Source organism: Microbacterium sp. Y355 (assembly GCF_059445345.1).
The window spans coordinates 174,362-188,283 of the sequence record NZ_JCAIUD010000002.1 but is presented as its reverse complement, the minus strand read 5'-3'; the positions used below and the strand labels follow the sequence as shown (position 1 = coordinate 188,283).

Here is a 13,922-nt window from a genome sequence, read left to right as displayed (position 1 = left end):
CGTCAAAGCCGGCTCTCACAGCGGGGTGACGTACGCATTCGTGATCCCGCCGTCGACGACGAAGGCGCTGCCGGTGATGAACGAGGAGTCATCAGAGGCGAGGAAGGCGACGGCCGCTGCCAGTTCCTCCGGCTCGGCGAATCGCCCCATCGGCACGTGCACGAGGCGGCGCTGTGCGCGCTCTGGGTCCTTCGCGAAGAGTTCCTGCAGCAGTGGGGTGTTGACCGGGCCAGGGCAGAGTGCGTTCACGCGGATGCCCTGGCGGGCGAACTGCACGCCGAGCTCACGCGACATCGCCAGCACTCCCCCCTTCGACGCCGTGTAACTGATCTGCGAGGTGGCCGAGCCCAGGAGCGCGACGAAGGATGCCGTGTTGATGATCGATCCGCGCCCTGCCGGCACCATGTGACGCAGGGCAGCGCGGCTGCAGAGGTAGACGCTCTTCAGATTGACGTCCTGCACGAGGTCCCAGGCCGGCAGCTCCGTGGTCTCGATCGAGTCGTCGGATGCTGGTGAGATGCCCGCGTTGTTGAACGCGATGTCGATACGGCCGAACTCCTCGGCGACACCATCGAACAGAGTGTTCACCATCGCTTCATCGGCCACATTCACCGGGCGGAAGACACCGCCGACTTCGACAGCGGCGGCCTCACCGGCGGTAGGGTCCATGTCGGCGATCACGACGAACGCACCCTCGGCGGCGAAGCGGCGTGCAGTGGCGAGACCGATCCCGCTCGCGCCGCCGGTGATGATCGCAACGCGGTCCTTGAGACGCTGGGTCAGATCGATGGTCATATGCATTTCCTTCAGTACGAGTGGTCAGGCAGTTCAGGGGTGGTCAGTGCAGGTGGTTGTCAGGAGGCGTCGGTCGCGAAGAACACGTTCTTCGTCTGAGTGAAGTGCTCGGCCGCATCCGGCCCGAGCTCGCGCCCAAGACCGGAAGACTTCATACCGCCGAATGGCGTGGCGTAGCGCACCGAAGAGTGCGAGTTCACCGAGAGCACTCCGGCCTGGACACCCTGGGCGACGCGCATGGCGCGGCCGAGATTCTCGGTCCACAGGGAGCCGGCAAGACCGTAGATCGTGTCGTTCGCGAGGCGGATGGCGTCGGCTTCGTCGTCGAACGGCAATACCGACAGGATCGGGCCGAAGATCTCGTCCTGGGCGATGCGTTCGCCGGGTTGTGCGAGGACGACGGCCGGAGCGAACCAGAATCCGTCTCCGCTCGGCGCACTGCCGCGATAGGCGATGTTCGCGCCGTCGAGGAAGGATGCCACGGTGTCTCGGTGCGATGCGGAGATGAGCGGACCCATGTCGGTGCTTTCCTGGCTCGGATCGCCGACCTTCCAGCTCTGCACTGCGGGCTCGAGCAACTCAAGGAAACGATCGTAGACACTGCGCTGCACGAGCAGGCGGCTTCGCGCGCAGCAGTCCTGGCCTGCGTTGTCGAACACCGAACCCGGCACGGCTGCGGCGGCCTTCTCGAGATCGGCATCCTCGAACACGATGTTGGCGGACTTCCCTCCAAGCTCCAACGTCACCGGCTTCAGTGCCCTGGCACAGCCCGCCGCGACGTCGATTCCGACCTCAGTGGACCCGGTGAATACGACCTTGCGCACATCCGGATGAGAGACGAAGCGCTGTCCCACGACTGAGCCCGAGCCCGTGACGACCTGGAAGAGCCCCTCCGGCAGGCCAGATTCGGCAGCGATCTCGCCCAGACGGATCGCGGTGAGAGGGGTGAGCTCTGCGGGCTTGAGTACGACAGCATTTCCTGCGGCGAGCGCGGGCGCGAACGCCCAGGAAGCGATCGTCATCGGGAAGTTCCACGGCACGATCACGCCGACGACGCCATAGGCCTCATGGAAGGTGACATCCAGACCACCGGCGACAGGGATCTGCCTGCCGGAGAGTCGCTCTGGGTCAGCCGAGTAGTAGTTCAGTACCTGAGCGACGTGCCCCGCCTCCCAGCGGGCAGAGCCGATCGGATGCCCGGAGTTGAGCACCTCGAGCTGGGCGAGTTCCTCGGTCGCGGCCTCGACGTGGCGGGCGAAGGAACGCAGCGCGTCTGCACGCGCGGCCGGCGCGAGCGACGACCAGCGGCGCTGCGCGACGACGGCACGCGCGATCGCGGCATCCACCTCGGCGATGCTCGCACGCGGGACGTCGCGGATGGACCCGCCGGTCGACGGGTTGATCACGGTGAATGCGCTCATCGTGCGCCCTCCTTCTGCTGGTTCTGGACATGCTGCGCGTCCTGGGTCTTCTGCGAAGCGAACGCGCGAGCCTCGGTGACGAGGCCCTCGAACAGGTGACGATTCTGGGCGTTCTCCTCCGGGTGCCACTGCACTCCGACGAGATAGCCATTCGCGGTGTCCTCGAACGCCTGCACGAGGCCGTCATCGGTGCGTGCAGAGACGGTGAGCCCTGCGCCCAGGCGGTCGATGCCCTGGTGGTGGTAGCTGTGCACGCGGAATTCGCCGTCGCTCAAAACCTCACTGAGCATGCCGGCGAGCATCGTGTCAGGGGCGACCGCGACGTCATTCTCAGCGAATACTCCACCCCCGAGCTTGTACCGTTCGGTGCCGAGAGACTCTGGCAAGTGCTGCTGCAGCGAACCCCCACGGGCGACGTTCACGAGCTGGAGCCCTCGGCAGATCGCGAGCACCGGCATCAGGCGACGCTCGGCGGCCTGGAAGAGGGCAAGCTCCCACGCATCACGATCGAGGCGTGCGGGGTCTGTCATCGGGTGACGCTCAGCACCGTAGAGCTCGGGTTGCACATCCGCACCTCCGGTGAGGATGAGTCCATCGAGACCGGAGATCACGGCATCCGCGACGGCGTCGTCCTGCGGTGGTAACAGCATCACGATGCCTCCGGAAGAGGTGACACTGTGCAGATACTGCTCCGGCAGAAACGCGGCACGCACGTCCCACACCCCTTGAGTTGCGCGTTCCAGATACGTGGTCACGCCGATCAACGGGCGGCGTGCACGCTCATCGCCCTTCGAGCGTTCAGAGTCGTTCGAAGCCACGGACGCGCTCCCAGTCGGTGACGGCAGCGTCGAAGGCCTCAACCTCGATGCGCGCCTGGTTCAGATAGTGCTCCACGACGTCGTCACCGAACGCCGCACGTGCGATCTTCGATTCGCTGAACAGCCGAGCCGCCTCCCGCAGCGTCGTCGGAAGGTGATCGACGTCAGCGGCGTAGGCCGACCCCTCTAGCCGGGGCGGGAGCGTCAGCTCGTTCTCGACACCGTAAAGGCCCCCCGCGATGATCGCGGAGATGCTGAGATACGGGTTCACATCTCCTCCCGGCACGCGGTTCTCCACGCGCAGCGACGGGCCATGACCGACCACGCGCAGCGCGCAGGTGCGGTTGTCGATCCCCCACGCGACGCCGGTGGGTGCAAAGCTGCCCTCGGCGAAGCGTTTGTAGGAGTTAATGGTCGGGGCGTACAGGAGCGTGAACTCGCGAAGAGAGGCGAGGATGCCGGCGATCCAATGCTCCATCACCGGGCTGAAGCCGTGCTCGCCGTCGCCCGCCATGACGGAGTTGCCATCGGCATCCTGCAGCGAAAGATGGATGTGGCAGCTGTTGCCCTCGCGCTCATTGAACTTCGCCATGAAGGTGAGTGACTGCCCGTGCTGCTCGGCGATCTCCTTCGCACCGTTCTTGTAGATCGTGTGTTGATCGGCGGTCTCGCGCACCTCGGCGTAACGGAAGGCGATCTCCTGCTGACCGAAGTTGCACTCCCCCTTCACCCCCTCGTTGTACATTCCCGCACCGTCCATGCTGTTGCGGATGTCTCGCAGAAGTGGCTCGAGGCGGGTCGTGGCGAGCAGGTTGTAATCGACGTTGTAATCGCTCGTCGGGGTGAGTCCTTCGTACTTGCGTGCCCAGGCCTCGCGGTAGGTGTCTTCGAAGACGATGAACTCGAGTTCCGTGCCGGAGAACGCCGTCCACCCGCGCTCCGCGAGACGGTCACGCTGGCGGTCGAGGATGGCGCGTGGAGAGGGTGCGACAGCCGTGCCGTCACCCCAGAGCAGATCCGCAATGACGAGCGCTGAGCCCTCGATCCAGGGGATGCGGCGCAAGGTTGCAGGATCTGGGCGCAGCACCATGTCGCCGTAGCCCTTGTCCCAGCTCGACATCGCGTAGCCGTCCATCGTGTTCACGTCGATGTCGACGGAGAGCAGGTAGTCGCACGATTCCGCACCGTGTTCGAGTACCTCTTCCTGGAAGAGTCTGGCGGAGATGCGTTTGCCAGTGAGTCTGCCCTGCGCGTCCGCGAAGGCGACGATCACGGTGTCGATCTCGCCTTTCGCGATGGCCTCGTCCAGCTGCTCGACGCTGAGGTTTCCCGGCATGTTCCGCTCCACTCCGTCTGCGCCCGGTGTTCGTCCGAGCTCTTCGCACACTAGAGCACTTTCTGATCTAAAGGTAGACGAATCCGACCATTAGCTGTCACAATCTCTCGCAAGGCGCTCCCGCGTCTGTCCAGGTGCGAACGGAGTTCGGATGTCTGAGCAACAAAGTGGGTCCCGCAAGGTCGCTGGGGCGACCTATACACGAGCCGGAAGCGAGTATTTCGCGAAACGCTCGCTCCGGCGCAGCGCCGGCGTGTGGGGACTGTGGGGACTCGCGGTTGCCGCCGTCATCTCTGGCGACTTCTCCGGCTGGAACTTCGGCATCGAGTTCGCCGGCTTCGGCGGAATGCTGATCGCGTTCGCCATTCTCGTGATCATGTACTACGGCATGATCTTCGCCATCGGCGAGATGGCATCAGCGATGCCGCACACCGGCGGCGCATACTCCTTCGCCCGTTCCGCGATGGGGCCCTGGGGCGGTCTGGTCACCGGCGCCGCCGAGACCATCGAGTACGTCGCCACGACGGCGGTGATCGTCTACTTCTCGGCGTCGTATGCGAACGGGATCACCTCGGAGCTGCTGGGGCTGACGCTGCCTGGTTGGCTCTGGTACTTGATCCTCTACATCGTCTTCATTGCCTTGAACTCCGCTGGCGCCGCCATCTCGTTCCGCTTCGCGATCATCGTCTCGGTGATCTCGATCGGCATCATCCTGGTCTTCTCTCTCATGGCAGTGTTCTCCGGCGCGTTCTCCTGGGATGCCCTCTGGGACATCGTGCCCGACGAGGGTCAGACCGCGTTCCTCCCGCACGGAGTGCTGCCGATCCTGTTCGCGCTGCCGTTCGCGATGTGGTTCTTCCTTGGCATCGAGGAACTGCCGCTTGCCGCGGAAGAGTCGCACAACCCCACCCGTGATATACCCCGCGCAGGTTTCTGGGCACGAGGAACGCTCATCGTCACGGGCCTACTCGTCCTCTTCCTGAACACTGGCGTCCTCGGCGCCGACGCCACAGGCAAGGCCGGAGAGCCGCTGCTCGACGGATTCCGCGCGATCGTCGGCGACCAGTTGGCCGCGGTCCTCGCCCTGTTCGCCCTCATCGGCCTGCTTGCGTCGCTGCAGGGCATCATGTTCGCCTACGGACGCAACATGTACTCCCTCTCTCGCGCTGGCTACTACCCGCGCTTCCTTTCCTTGACTGGAAAGCGTCAGACGCCGTGGGTCGCGCTCGTTGTAGGCGCGGCCATCGGCTTCATCGCGCTCATCGTGCTCGACGTGCTCGCCGTGGTCGATGAGGCGGGTGCCGGCACCGTCGCCGGAGCGATCGTGTTGAACATCGCCGTCTGGGGTGCTGTTCTCGCGTATGGTCTGCAGCTGATCTCGTTCATCATTCTGCGCAAGAAGTTCCCGAATGCCGACCGTCCGTACCGTAGCCCGTGGGGCATCCCGGGGGCGGTCGCCGCTCTTGTGATCGCGGCTCTCATCTTCGTCGGCTTCCTGCTGAACCCGACGTTCGGACCGGCCATCATCGCTATCGCGATCGTCTACGTGATCATCCTGCTCGGATTCGGCCTATTCTTCCGGCACCGGCTCGTGCTCTCGCCGGAGGAGGAGTACGCGCTCTCCGGCGGCGAGCACGGCGACCCTCAGGAAGAGGGCTATGACGCCATGGATGGCCAGGTGTTCGGCAAGAAGTAGGACTACTTCTTATCGAAGTCGAACGCCTTCAGTAGTTCACCGACGGCCTGTTCACGTTCGTCCCCACCCTGCTCGAACATGTGGGTGACGTGCGTGCGCAGGTGGTTCTCCAGTAGCAGGCGGTTGAGGGACTCGAGCGAGCGCTGGATGGCGCGGGACTGCGTGATGATGTCCATGCAGTACTCCTCGTTCTCGATCATCCTCGTAACGCCGCGCAGTTGACCCTCGAGGATGCTGGTGCGATGCAGAGCGCGCTTCTTGATGTCTTCGATCACGATCCGAGAGTACCCCGGCCCGCCGATAGCTGAGCGGTTCGAAGCGCCGCGCATGCGAGGATGACGTCATGCCGCGCACCCCGATGGCCCTTCTCTCCCCCGCCGACCAAGAGCGCCTGCGCGCGCTTCGCCGCATGAAAGCGATCGCCGTCGGCGCGCTGATATTCATGGCGGTCGTGTTCGTCATCGCGTTCTGGCTGCAGCAGCGGTATCCGTGGCTCGGATACGTCCGTGCAGCAGCGGAGGGCGGAATGGTCGGCGCGCTCGCCGACTGGTTCGCTGTCACTGCGCTGTTCCGCAGACCACTGGGGCTGCCGATTCCGCACACCGCGATCATCCCGAACCGCAAGGATGAGATCGGACGCACCCTCGGCGAATTCGTCGAAACGAATTTCCTCGCCGCCGATGTCGTTCGTACCAAGCTTTCCCAAACAGCCATCGCCCATCGCGCAGGAGAATGGCTGCGTGAGGAGCCGCACGCTGCGCGGGTCGCGACGGAGGGCGCGACGATCGCGACCGCCATCCTCAACGCGCTCAGCGACGATGACGTCCGCGACCTCATCACCGACCTCGCGCGCGAACATCTGGTCGATCCGGAATGGGGCCCACCCGCAGGCGCTTGGCTTGAGAAAATCGTCGAAGCGGATGCGCACCACGGTGCCGTCGACCTTGCCGCCGACAGCATTTCGACCTGGTTGGCTACCAACGGCGAGGCCTTCGCCGGCCTCATCTCGCGGCGGTTGCCGTCTTGGGTGCCCAAGCTCGCGCACCGCTTCGTCGACGAGACGGTTTATCACGAGGCCGTCAAGTTCGTTCATGCGGTGCAGGCCGATCCGCAGCATCCGGCTCGCCTCGCGATCGATGGCTATCTCGGACGGCTCGCCGACAGTCTGCAGAATGATCCGGCGACCCGCGCGAAGTTGGAGAACGCGAAGGCCTCACTGTTCGACAGCCCCCGCGTGGGCGCGTTGGCAGCGGAGGCATGGAACACCGCGAAGGCCGGCCTACTGAAGGCCCTCGCTGACCCGGAGAGCGGTCTGCGCGCACGCGCGGCGCAAGCCGTGCAGGAGGTCGGCGAGCGACTGACGACGGATGTTGCGCTGCAGAAGCGCGTGGACACCTGGGTGTCCGACGCCGCGGTGTTCCTCGTCGATCGGTATCGACACGACATCGCCTCGATCATCACCGACACCGTCGAGCGCTGGGATCCCGCCGAGACCACTGAGAAGATCGAGCTGATGGTCGGCCGCGACCTGCAGTACATCCGCCTGAACGGCACGGTGGTGGGTGCGCTGGCAGGCCTGGCGATCTTCACGATCGCACATGCCGTGATTCCGGGGGTCTGAGCCGCGGCGCCTGCCCGCTCAGCGCGCGGCGAGGCCGGCGAGCATTTCCAGCACACACAGCGCCGCAAGGCGCACGGTGCGGCCGTCGGCCGAGTCTGCGGTGGCGTCCACCTCGGCGATGTCTGCGCTGACGACACGGGCATCTGAGGTGAGTGCGCGCACCAGCGCACGCAGTTCGAAAGCGGCGAGCCCACCGGGCACGCTCGCCGGACACCCGGGCACCGCCGCACGATCGGCCGCGTCGACATCGACATCGAGGTGGATGCGCGCCTCGGCATCCGCTCCGGCGATCTCATGTGCCTCGCTCACCACGTCAGCGAGACCGCGGCGGCGCAACTCGTCAAGCGTGATGACGCGGATGCCCCAGTCCGCTGCCCGCTGCGCATAGGCGGCGGAGTTCGCGTAGTCGGCGATCCCGATCTGCACGATCCGCGTCGGGTCGATGCGCTCCTCGGCCGGGGCATCCTCCACGAGACGGCGGACGGGTGAACCGTTTGAAACACCATCGCGCAGGTCGAAGTGCGCGTCGATCGTGATGAGTCCGGTGCCGGCAGCGCCGCGCGCCACCGGGTAGGTGAGTGAATTGTCGCCGCCGAGCGCGATGACGAGCTCTGCCGCTGCCGACAACTCGGCGACCCGGGCGATCGTGGCAGTGATGCCGGCGTCGCCGTCAGGTTCGGCGATGTCGCCAGCATCCACGATCCGCAACGCGGCGTTCAGATCTAGGACAGGCGGGCCCATCAGCGTGGCACTGTATCGAGGGAAAGCCTCGCGGATCGCGGCAGGTGTCGCGTGCGCTCCGGTCGGCGAGAGCGAAGTCCGCCATGTCGGAACGCCCAGCAGCACGGCATCCGCTCGGTCTCCAGGTTCGAAAGAAGGCCATCCGCCCGCCCTTGGCCAGAGTTCGTCATGCGAGAGAGTCATGCGATAACCTCCCCGTCTTTCCAGACCCGCCGAACCAGCGGCACACCGGGGCGATACGCCAGGTGCACGTACGTCGGGGCGTTCAGCAGCACGAGGTCGGCTCGGGCACCTGGAGCGATCATGCCGATGTCGTCGCGGCGCAAGGCTCGCGCTCCCCCGGCGGTCGCCGCCCACAGCGCCTCGGCTGGCGTCATGCCCATGTCTCGCACGGCGATCGCGATGCAGAACGGCATGGACGATGTGAAACTCGACCCGGGGTTGGTGTCGCACGCAAGCGCGACAGTGACTCCGGCGTCGATGAGGCGACGCGCATCCGGGTAGGGCTGCCGTGTGGAGAACTCGACGCCGGGCAGCAGCGTGAGCACCGTGTCGGATGCCGCGAGCGCCGAGACATCGTCATCGGTCAGGTACGTGCCGTGATCGATGGATGCCGCGCCGAGCTCGACAGCGAGCTGCACTCCCCCGCCCGGCCCGAGTTGGCTGGCGTGCACCCGCGGCACAAGGCCACGCGCGATCCCCGCCTCCAGCACTCGACCGGACTGCTCGACCGTGAAGGCGCCCGTCTCGCAGAAGACGTCGATCCACTTCGCGTGCGGAGCGCAGGCATCCAGCATCTCCCCGACCACCAGGTCGACATACTCGTCGGAGCGGTTGGCGTACTCCGCGGGGACGACATGTGCCCCGAGGAACGTCACCTCCGAGGTGACCTCGGCCGCGAGCCGCACCAGTCGCTCCTCTGTCTCCACATCGAGGCCATAGCCGCTCTTGATCTCGACCGTGGTCGTGCCCTGCGCGAGCAGCTCGTCCACGAAGCCGTGGAGCCGCGTGCGTAGCTCGTCTTCTGTCGCTGCTCGCGTCGCCGCGACGGTGGATCGTATGCCACCTGCGGCATACCTCTCCCCCGCCATGCGCGCCTCGAACTCTGCGGCGCGGTCGCCCGCGAAGACGAGGTGGCTGTGGCTGTCCACGAATCCGGGGATGACGGCGCGCCCTCCGGCATCCACCGTGTCGGCGATCGCAGGGGCTTCAGCGTCCGGACCCACCCATGCGATGCGGCCATCCTCAATGAGCACGGCCGCATCGTGCAGGATGCCGCCGTCAGTGTTCGTGCTCAACTCTCCAATGTTCCTGATCACCACCCGCGAAACTTCACTTGTGTCATCGTTTGGCGGCGAAAACCGTACATTCGTGAAGTCTCGCGGGGCGGGAGAGGGATTCATAGCATCGGAACCTTCAGGCCGCGGGTGCGAGCGACTTCGCGGGCGTGCTCGTAACCGGCATCCACGTGGCGCATCACGCCGGAGCCTGGATCGTTGGTGAGGACGCGCTCCAGTTGCTCTGCGGCGAGCGCGGAGCCGTCGGCGACGGTGACCTGACCGGCGTGGATGCTGCGGCCAATGCCGACGCCCCCGCCGTGGTGCAGCGACACCCAGGATGCGCCGGATGCCGTGTTCAGCAGCGCATTCAGCAGTGGCCAATCAGCGATCGCATCCGAGCCGTCCTTCATTGCCTCCGTCTCGCGGTACGGCGACGCGACGGATCCTGCGTCCAGGTGATCGCGGCCGATGACGATCGGCGCTTTCACCTCACCGGAAGCGACCATCTCGTTGAACTTCAGACCCGCGAGGTGACGCTCTTTGTAACCGAGCCAGCAGATGCGGGCGGGGAGTCCCTCGAAGTGCACCTTCTCGGCGGCTTGCTCGAGCCAGCGGTGAAGGGCCGCGTCTTCGGGGAAGAGTTCGGCGATCGCGCGGTCCGTGCGGTAGATGTCCTCTGGGTCGCCCGATAGCGCCACCCAGCGAAACGGGCCGCGTCCCTCCTCGAACTGCGGGCGGATGTAGGCCGGCACAAAGCCCGGGAAGTCGAACGCGCGGTCGAATCCGCCCAACTCCGCCTCGCGACGGATCGAGTTGCCGTAATCGAAGACGGTGGCTCCGGCGTCCTGGAACGCCACCATCGCCGCCACGTGGGTGGCCATCGATTCGCGGGCACGGCGGGTGAACTCCTCCGGGTCGCGCTCGGCCTGTGCTTTCCAGTCGTCGACGGAGATGCCGATCGGCAGGTAGGCGAGCGGGTCGTGTGCGCTGGTCTGGTCTGTGACGATATCGATGGGGATGCCACGACGCTGCAACTCCGGGAAGACCTCGGCGGCGTTGCCGACGACACCGACCGAGAGCGCCTCACCGGCATCCTTCGCGGCAACGACCCGCGCGACCGCACTATCCAGATCCGTCGTGTACTCGTCGAGGTAGCCGTGCTCGACGCGGCGAGCGAGGCGGGACTCGTCGACGTCGACGATGAGCACCGCTCCCCCGTTCATCGTGACGGCGAGGGGCTGCGCGCCGCCCATGCCGCCCGCCCCGCCGGTGAGCGTCAACGTGCCGGCGAGCGAGTCGCGATCGAGAGATCGGGCGACCGCGGCGAACGTTTCGTATGTGCCCTGCAAAATGCCCTGCGTGCCGATATAGATCCACGACCCTGCGGTCATCTGGCCGTACATGGTCAGCCCGAGTGCTTCCAGCCGGCGAAACTCCGGCCACGTCGCCCAGTCGCCCACGAGATTCGAGTTCGCGATGAGAACGCGCGGCGCCCACTCGTGTGTGCGGAAGACTCCGACCGGCTTTCCTGACTGCACCAGCAGGGTTTCATCCGGCTCGAGTTCATCGAGCGTGCGGACGATCGCGTCGTACGCTTCCCAACTGCGGGCCGCCTTTCCGGTGCCGCCGTACACGACGAGGTCCTCGGGATGCTCGGCCACCTCCGGATCGAGGTTGTTCATCAGCATGCGCTTGGCGGCCTCCGCGCCCCAGCTCTTCGCCGTGCGCTCAGGGCCGCGGGCGGCATGGATATCAGGACGGGACATTTGCGTTCTCCTTCGCAGTACGGGCAACAGCGCCCGAGCGCACAAGTTCGGTGACCGCTTCTATCTCGGGTGAGAGAAAACGATCGGGACCGGGTCCCTCAACCACAGTGCGGACGAGGTCGCGCACGGCTCCGGTGGCGGGTCCTGCCTTGAGCGGCGCGCGCAGGTCGAGGGCGCGGGCTCCGGTGAGCACCTCGATCGCGAGGACGCGCGTGAGCCCATCGATCGCCCGACGGAGCTTGCGCGCTGCAGACCACCCCATCGAAACGTGATCCTCCTGCATCGCGGATGACGGAATCGAATCGACGGATGCCGGAACGGCAAGGCGCTTCAGTTCAGACACGATGCCCGCTGCGGCATACTGCGCGATCATGAGGCCGGAGTCGACACCGACTTCATGCGCGAGAAACGGCGGCAGGCCACGGTTGCGGGCCGGGTCCAGCGCACGGTCGGTGCGACGTTCGGACACGCTCGCGACATCGGCCACCGAGATTGCCAAGAAGTCGAGTACGGCAGCGACCGGAGCCCCGTGGAAGTTGCCGTTCGATTCGATGCGACCGTCCATGGTGATGACCGGGTTGTCGATCACGCTTGCCAGTTCACACGAGGCGATGGTGGCGGCGTGCGCCATGGTGTCGCGCATGACCCCGTGCACCTGTGGTGAGCAGCGCAGCGAGTACGCATCCTGCACTCGACCGTCTTCCGGGCCCTTGTGGCTGGCGAGAATGGGCGACTCCGCCAGAAAGGCGCGCAGATTCGCAGCCGACTTCGCCTGCCCGACCTGTGGGCGCAGCGCCATCAGATCAGCGGCGAACACGGCATCCGTGCCTAGCTGGCTCTCGATCGACATGGACGCTGCGAGGTCTGCGGTGGTGATGAGGGTTTCAAGATCGTGCAGAGCGAGCAGCAACATCCCGAGCATGCCGTCGGTGCCGTTGATGAGGGCGAGTCCCTCCTTCTCTACGAGGACAAGGGGCTCGATCCCCGCGGCGGCAAGCGCCTCGGATGCAGGCAGGAGAATGCCCTCAACCCGTACCTCGCCCTCTCCCATCGCGGCCAGCGCGATGTGTGAGAGCGGCGCGAGGTCGCCGGAACAGCCCAGCGAGCCGTACTCCCTGACGACGGGGGTGATACCTGCGTTCAGCATGGCGGCATACGTTTCGGCGACGACGGGGCGTACGCCGGTGCGGCCGGATGCCAGGGTCTGCAGCCGCAACAGTTGCAGCGCCCGCACGACTTCGGTCTCGACCTCAGCACCTGTGCCCGCAGCGTGTGAGCGGATGAGGCTCGCCTGCAGCTGGTGGCGTCGCTCTGGTGCGATGAAGGTCGTCGCGAGCGCGCCGAAACCCGTGGAGACGCCGTAGTGCGGGTCCGGGTCGGCCGCGAGGGCGTCAACGATGCCGCGGGTCTCGGCGATCCGGTCGAGGGCGGCGTCATCGAGCACGATCTGCGCACCGTGCCGAGCGATCGCGACGACGTCCGCCGGGCTCAGAACATCGGCACCTACGCGCACTGCATCACCGAGACGCGCTGCACTGCCGACGAGGATAGGGGGAAACTCTGCCATGACTTGATTCCACACCTCAGCGGTGGCGGCGAACAGGGGCACGTGACATCCTTTGTCTGTGATCCCAGACAGTTCAAGTGGAGCGCAGGTTCCCGCTGCCGACCAGACGCTGCGCATCCTGCGCTATCTGGCCGGGCGCCCTGCCTCCGTCGCGGCTTCAGCGATCGCTCGCGAGCTCGCGCTTCCGCGGTCGACCGTTCACCATCTGCTGAACACACTGGCCTCGCACGGGTTCGTGCTGCACCTGCGCGAGGAACGACGCTGGGTGCTGGGTACTGCAGCATCCGAACTCGCCGGCGGATTCGCCCGCCAGCAGCCGTTGGCCCGCCTCGGCCGCCCTCTGGTTGCGGCCCTCGCCGACCGTCTGGGCGAGAGCACGCATCTGGCGGTGCTGAGCGGCAGCGACGTCGTCTACATCGTCGAAGAGCGCGCTCCACGGCGTCCGGCGCTGGTCACAGATGTGGGTGTGCGGCTGCCAGCGCATCTGACCGCAACCGGCCGCGCGATGCTGGCGACACTCCCCCGAGAGCAGGTACGTGCGCTGTATCCGAGCGCCGGGGTGTTCTCCACCCGCACCGATCGTGGCCCGACCACACCCGGAGAGCTCCGTGAGCTGCTGCGCAGCATCCGTGCCGTCGGTTTCGCGTCGGAGGACAGCGAAGTGACTGAGGGTATGCGATCGGTGGGAGCGGCGGTGCAAGACGCCTCAGGATGGCCGCTCGCTGCTGTCGCCGTCACGTGGTCGAGTGACGCCGGACCAGCTGAAGCGGATGCCGCGACCGCAGTGGCACAGACGGCAGCAGAACTACAGCGGAGACTGCGTCACTGACGTGTCGCAGAACTGCGACATCGGCGCGACAAGACAGCGACATTGGTTCGAT

The 13,922-nt window shown here is 66.0% G+C and carries 12 protein-coding genes; 3 read left to right on the top strand and 9 right to left on the bottom strand.

The window, feature by feature from the left end; translation table 11 throughout:
• Positions 1-15: 15 nt before the first annotated feature.
• The 4 genes from AC1C2O_RS17925 to AC1C2O_RS17910 are packed head-to-tail and all read right to left on the bottom strand — an operon-like array spanning position 16 to position 4,370.
• The gene (locus tag AC1C2O_RS17925) at positions 16-795 is read right to left on the bottom strand and encodes a 3-oxoacyl-ACP reductase (RefSeq protein ID WP_495431929.1); all 780 of its coding nucleotides are present in this window, start codon (positions 793-795) and stop codon (positions 16-18) included.
• A gap of 59 nt (positions 796-854) precedes the next feature.
• Positions 855-2,216, bottom strand: a complete 1,362-nt coding sequence (locus AC1C2O_RS17920; RefSeq protein WP_495431928.1) for an aldehyde dehydrogenase family protein — start codon at positions 2,214-2,216, stop codon at positions 855-857.
• The gene (locus AC1C2O_RS17915; protein ID WP_495431927.1) at positions 2,213-3,034 is read right to left on the bottom strand and encodes a gamma-glutamyl-gamma-aminobutyrate hydrolase family protein; all 822 of its coding nucleotides are present in this window, start codon (positions 3,032-3,034) and stop codon (positions 2,213-2,215) included. The genes AC1C2O_RS17920 and AC1C2O_RS17915 overlap by 4 nt, the downstream gene beginning before the upstream one ends.
• A complete protein-coding gene (locus AC1C2O_RS17910; protein WP_495431926.1) occupies positions 3,015-4,370 on the bottom strand; it encodes a glutamine synthetase family protein in 1,356 nt (451 codons plus the stop codon). The genes AC1C2O_RS17915 and AC1C2O_RS17910 overlap by 20 nt, the downstream gene beginning before the upstream one ends.
• A gap of 151 nt (positions 4,371-4,521) precedes the next feature.
• Here AC1C2O_RS17910 and AC1C2O_RS17905 point away from each other — a divergent pair, with 151 nt between their 5' ends.
• Positions 4,522-6,066 carry an amino acid permease gene (locus tag AC1C2O_RS17905; RefSeq protein ID WP_495431925.1) on the top strand — a complete coding sequence of 515 codons (1,545 nt, stop codon included), beginning with the start codon at positions 4,522-4,524 and terminating at the stop codon, positions 6,064-6,066.
• Between the two features lie 2 nt (positions 6,067-6,068).
• On the opposite strand, the gene AC1C2O_RS17900 is transcribed toward AC1C2O_RS17905, so the two are convergent.
• Positions 6,069-6,341, bottom strand: coding sequence for a metal-sensitive transcriptional regulator (locus AC1C2O_RS17900; RefSeq protein ID WP_495431924.1), 273 nt, complete (start codon positions 6,339-6,341; stop codon positions 6,069-6,071).
• A gap of 68 nt (positions 6,342-6,409) precedes the next feature.
• Here AC1C2O_RS17900 and AC1C2O_RS17895 point away from each other — a divergent pair, with 68 nt between their 5' ends.
• Positions 6,410-7,687: a DUF445 domain-containing protein gene (locus tag AC1C2O_RS17895; protein ID WP_495431923.1), complete on the top strand. Its 1,278-nt coding sequence runs from the start codon at positions 6,410-6,412 to the stop codon at positions 7,685-7,687.
• 18 nt (positions 7,688-7,705) lie between these two features.
• Here AC1C2O_RS17895 and AC1C2O_RS17890 read toward each other — a convergent pair whose 3' ends face one another.
• The 4 genes from AC1C2O_RS17890 to hutH all read right to left on the bottom strand — a co-directional run bounded on the left by AC1C2O_RS17890 (position 7,706) and on the right by hutH (position 13,041).
• Positions 7,706-8,611, bottom strand: a complete 906-nt coding sequence (locus AC1C2O_RS17890; protein ID WP_495431922.1) for an arginase family protein — start codon at positions 8,609-8,611, stop codon at positions 7,706-7,708.
• Positions 8,608-9,726: an imidazolonepropionase gene (gene hutI / locus AC1C2O_RS17885; RefSeq protein WP_495431921.1), complete on the bottom strand. Its 1,119-nt coding sequence runs from the start codon at positions 9,724-9,726 to the stop codon at positions 8,608-8,610. The genes AC1C2O_RS17890 and hutI overlap by 4 nt, the downstream gene beginning before the upstream one ends.
• A gap of 101 nt (positions 9,727-9,827) precedes the next feature.
• Positions 9,828-11,474 carry a urocanate hydratase gene (gene hutU, locus AC1C2O_RS17880; protein WP_495431920.1) on the bottom strand — a complete coding sequence of 549 codons (1,647 nt, stop codon included), beginning with the start codon at positions 11,472-11,474 and terminating at the stop codon, positions 9,828-9,830.
• Positions 11,461-13,041: a histidine ammonia-lyase gene (hutH, locus tag AC1C2O_RS17875; RefSeq protein WP_495432173.1), complete on the bottom strand. Its 1,581-nt coding sequence runs from the start codon at positions 13,039-13,041 to the stop codon at positions 11,461-11,463. Before hutH ends, hutU begins: the two co-directional genes overlap by 14 nt.
• A 52-nt stretch (positions 13,042-13,093) precedes the next feature.
• Between hutH and AC1C2O_RS17870 the strand changes: the two genes are divergently transcribed.
• Complete coding sequence (locus AC1C2O_RS17870) at positions 13,094-13,870, top strand: IclR family transcriptional regulator (protein WP_495431919.1); 777 nt, start codon at positions 13,094-13,096, stop codon at positions 13,868-13,870.
• The last annotated feature ends 52 nt before the right edge of the window (positions 13,871-13,922 follow it).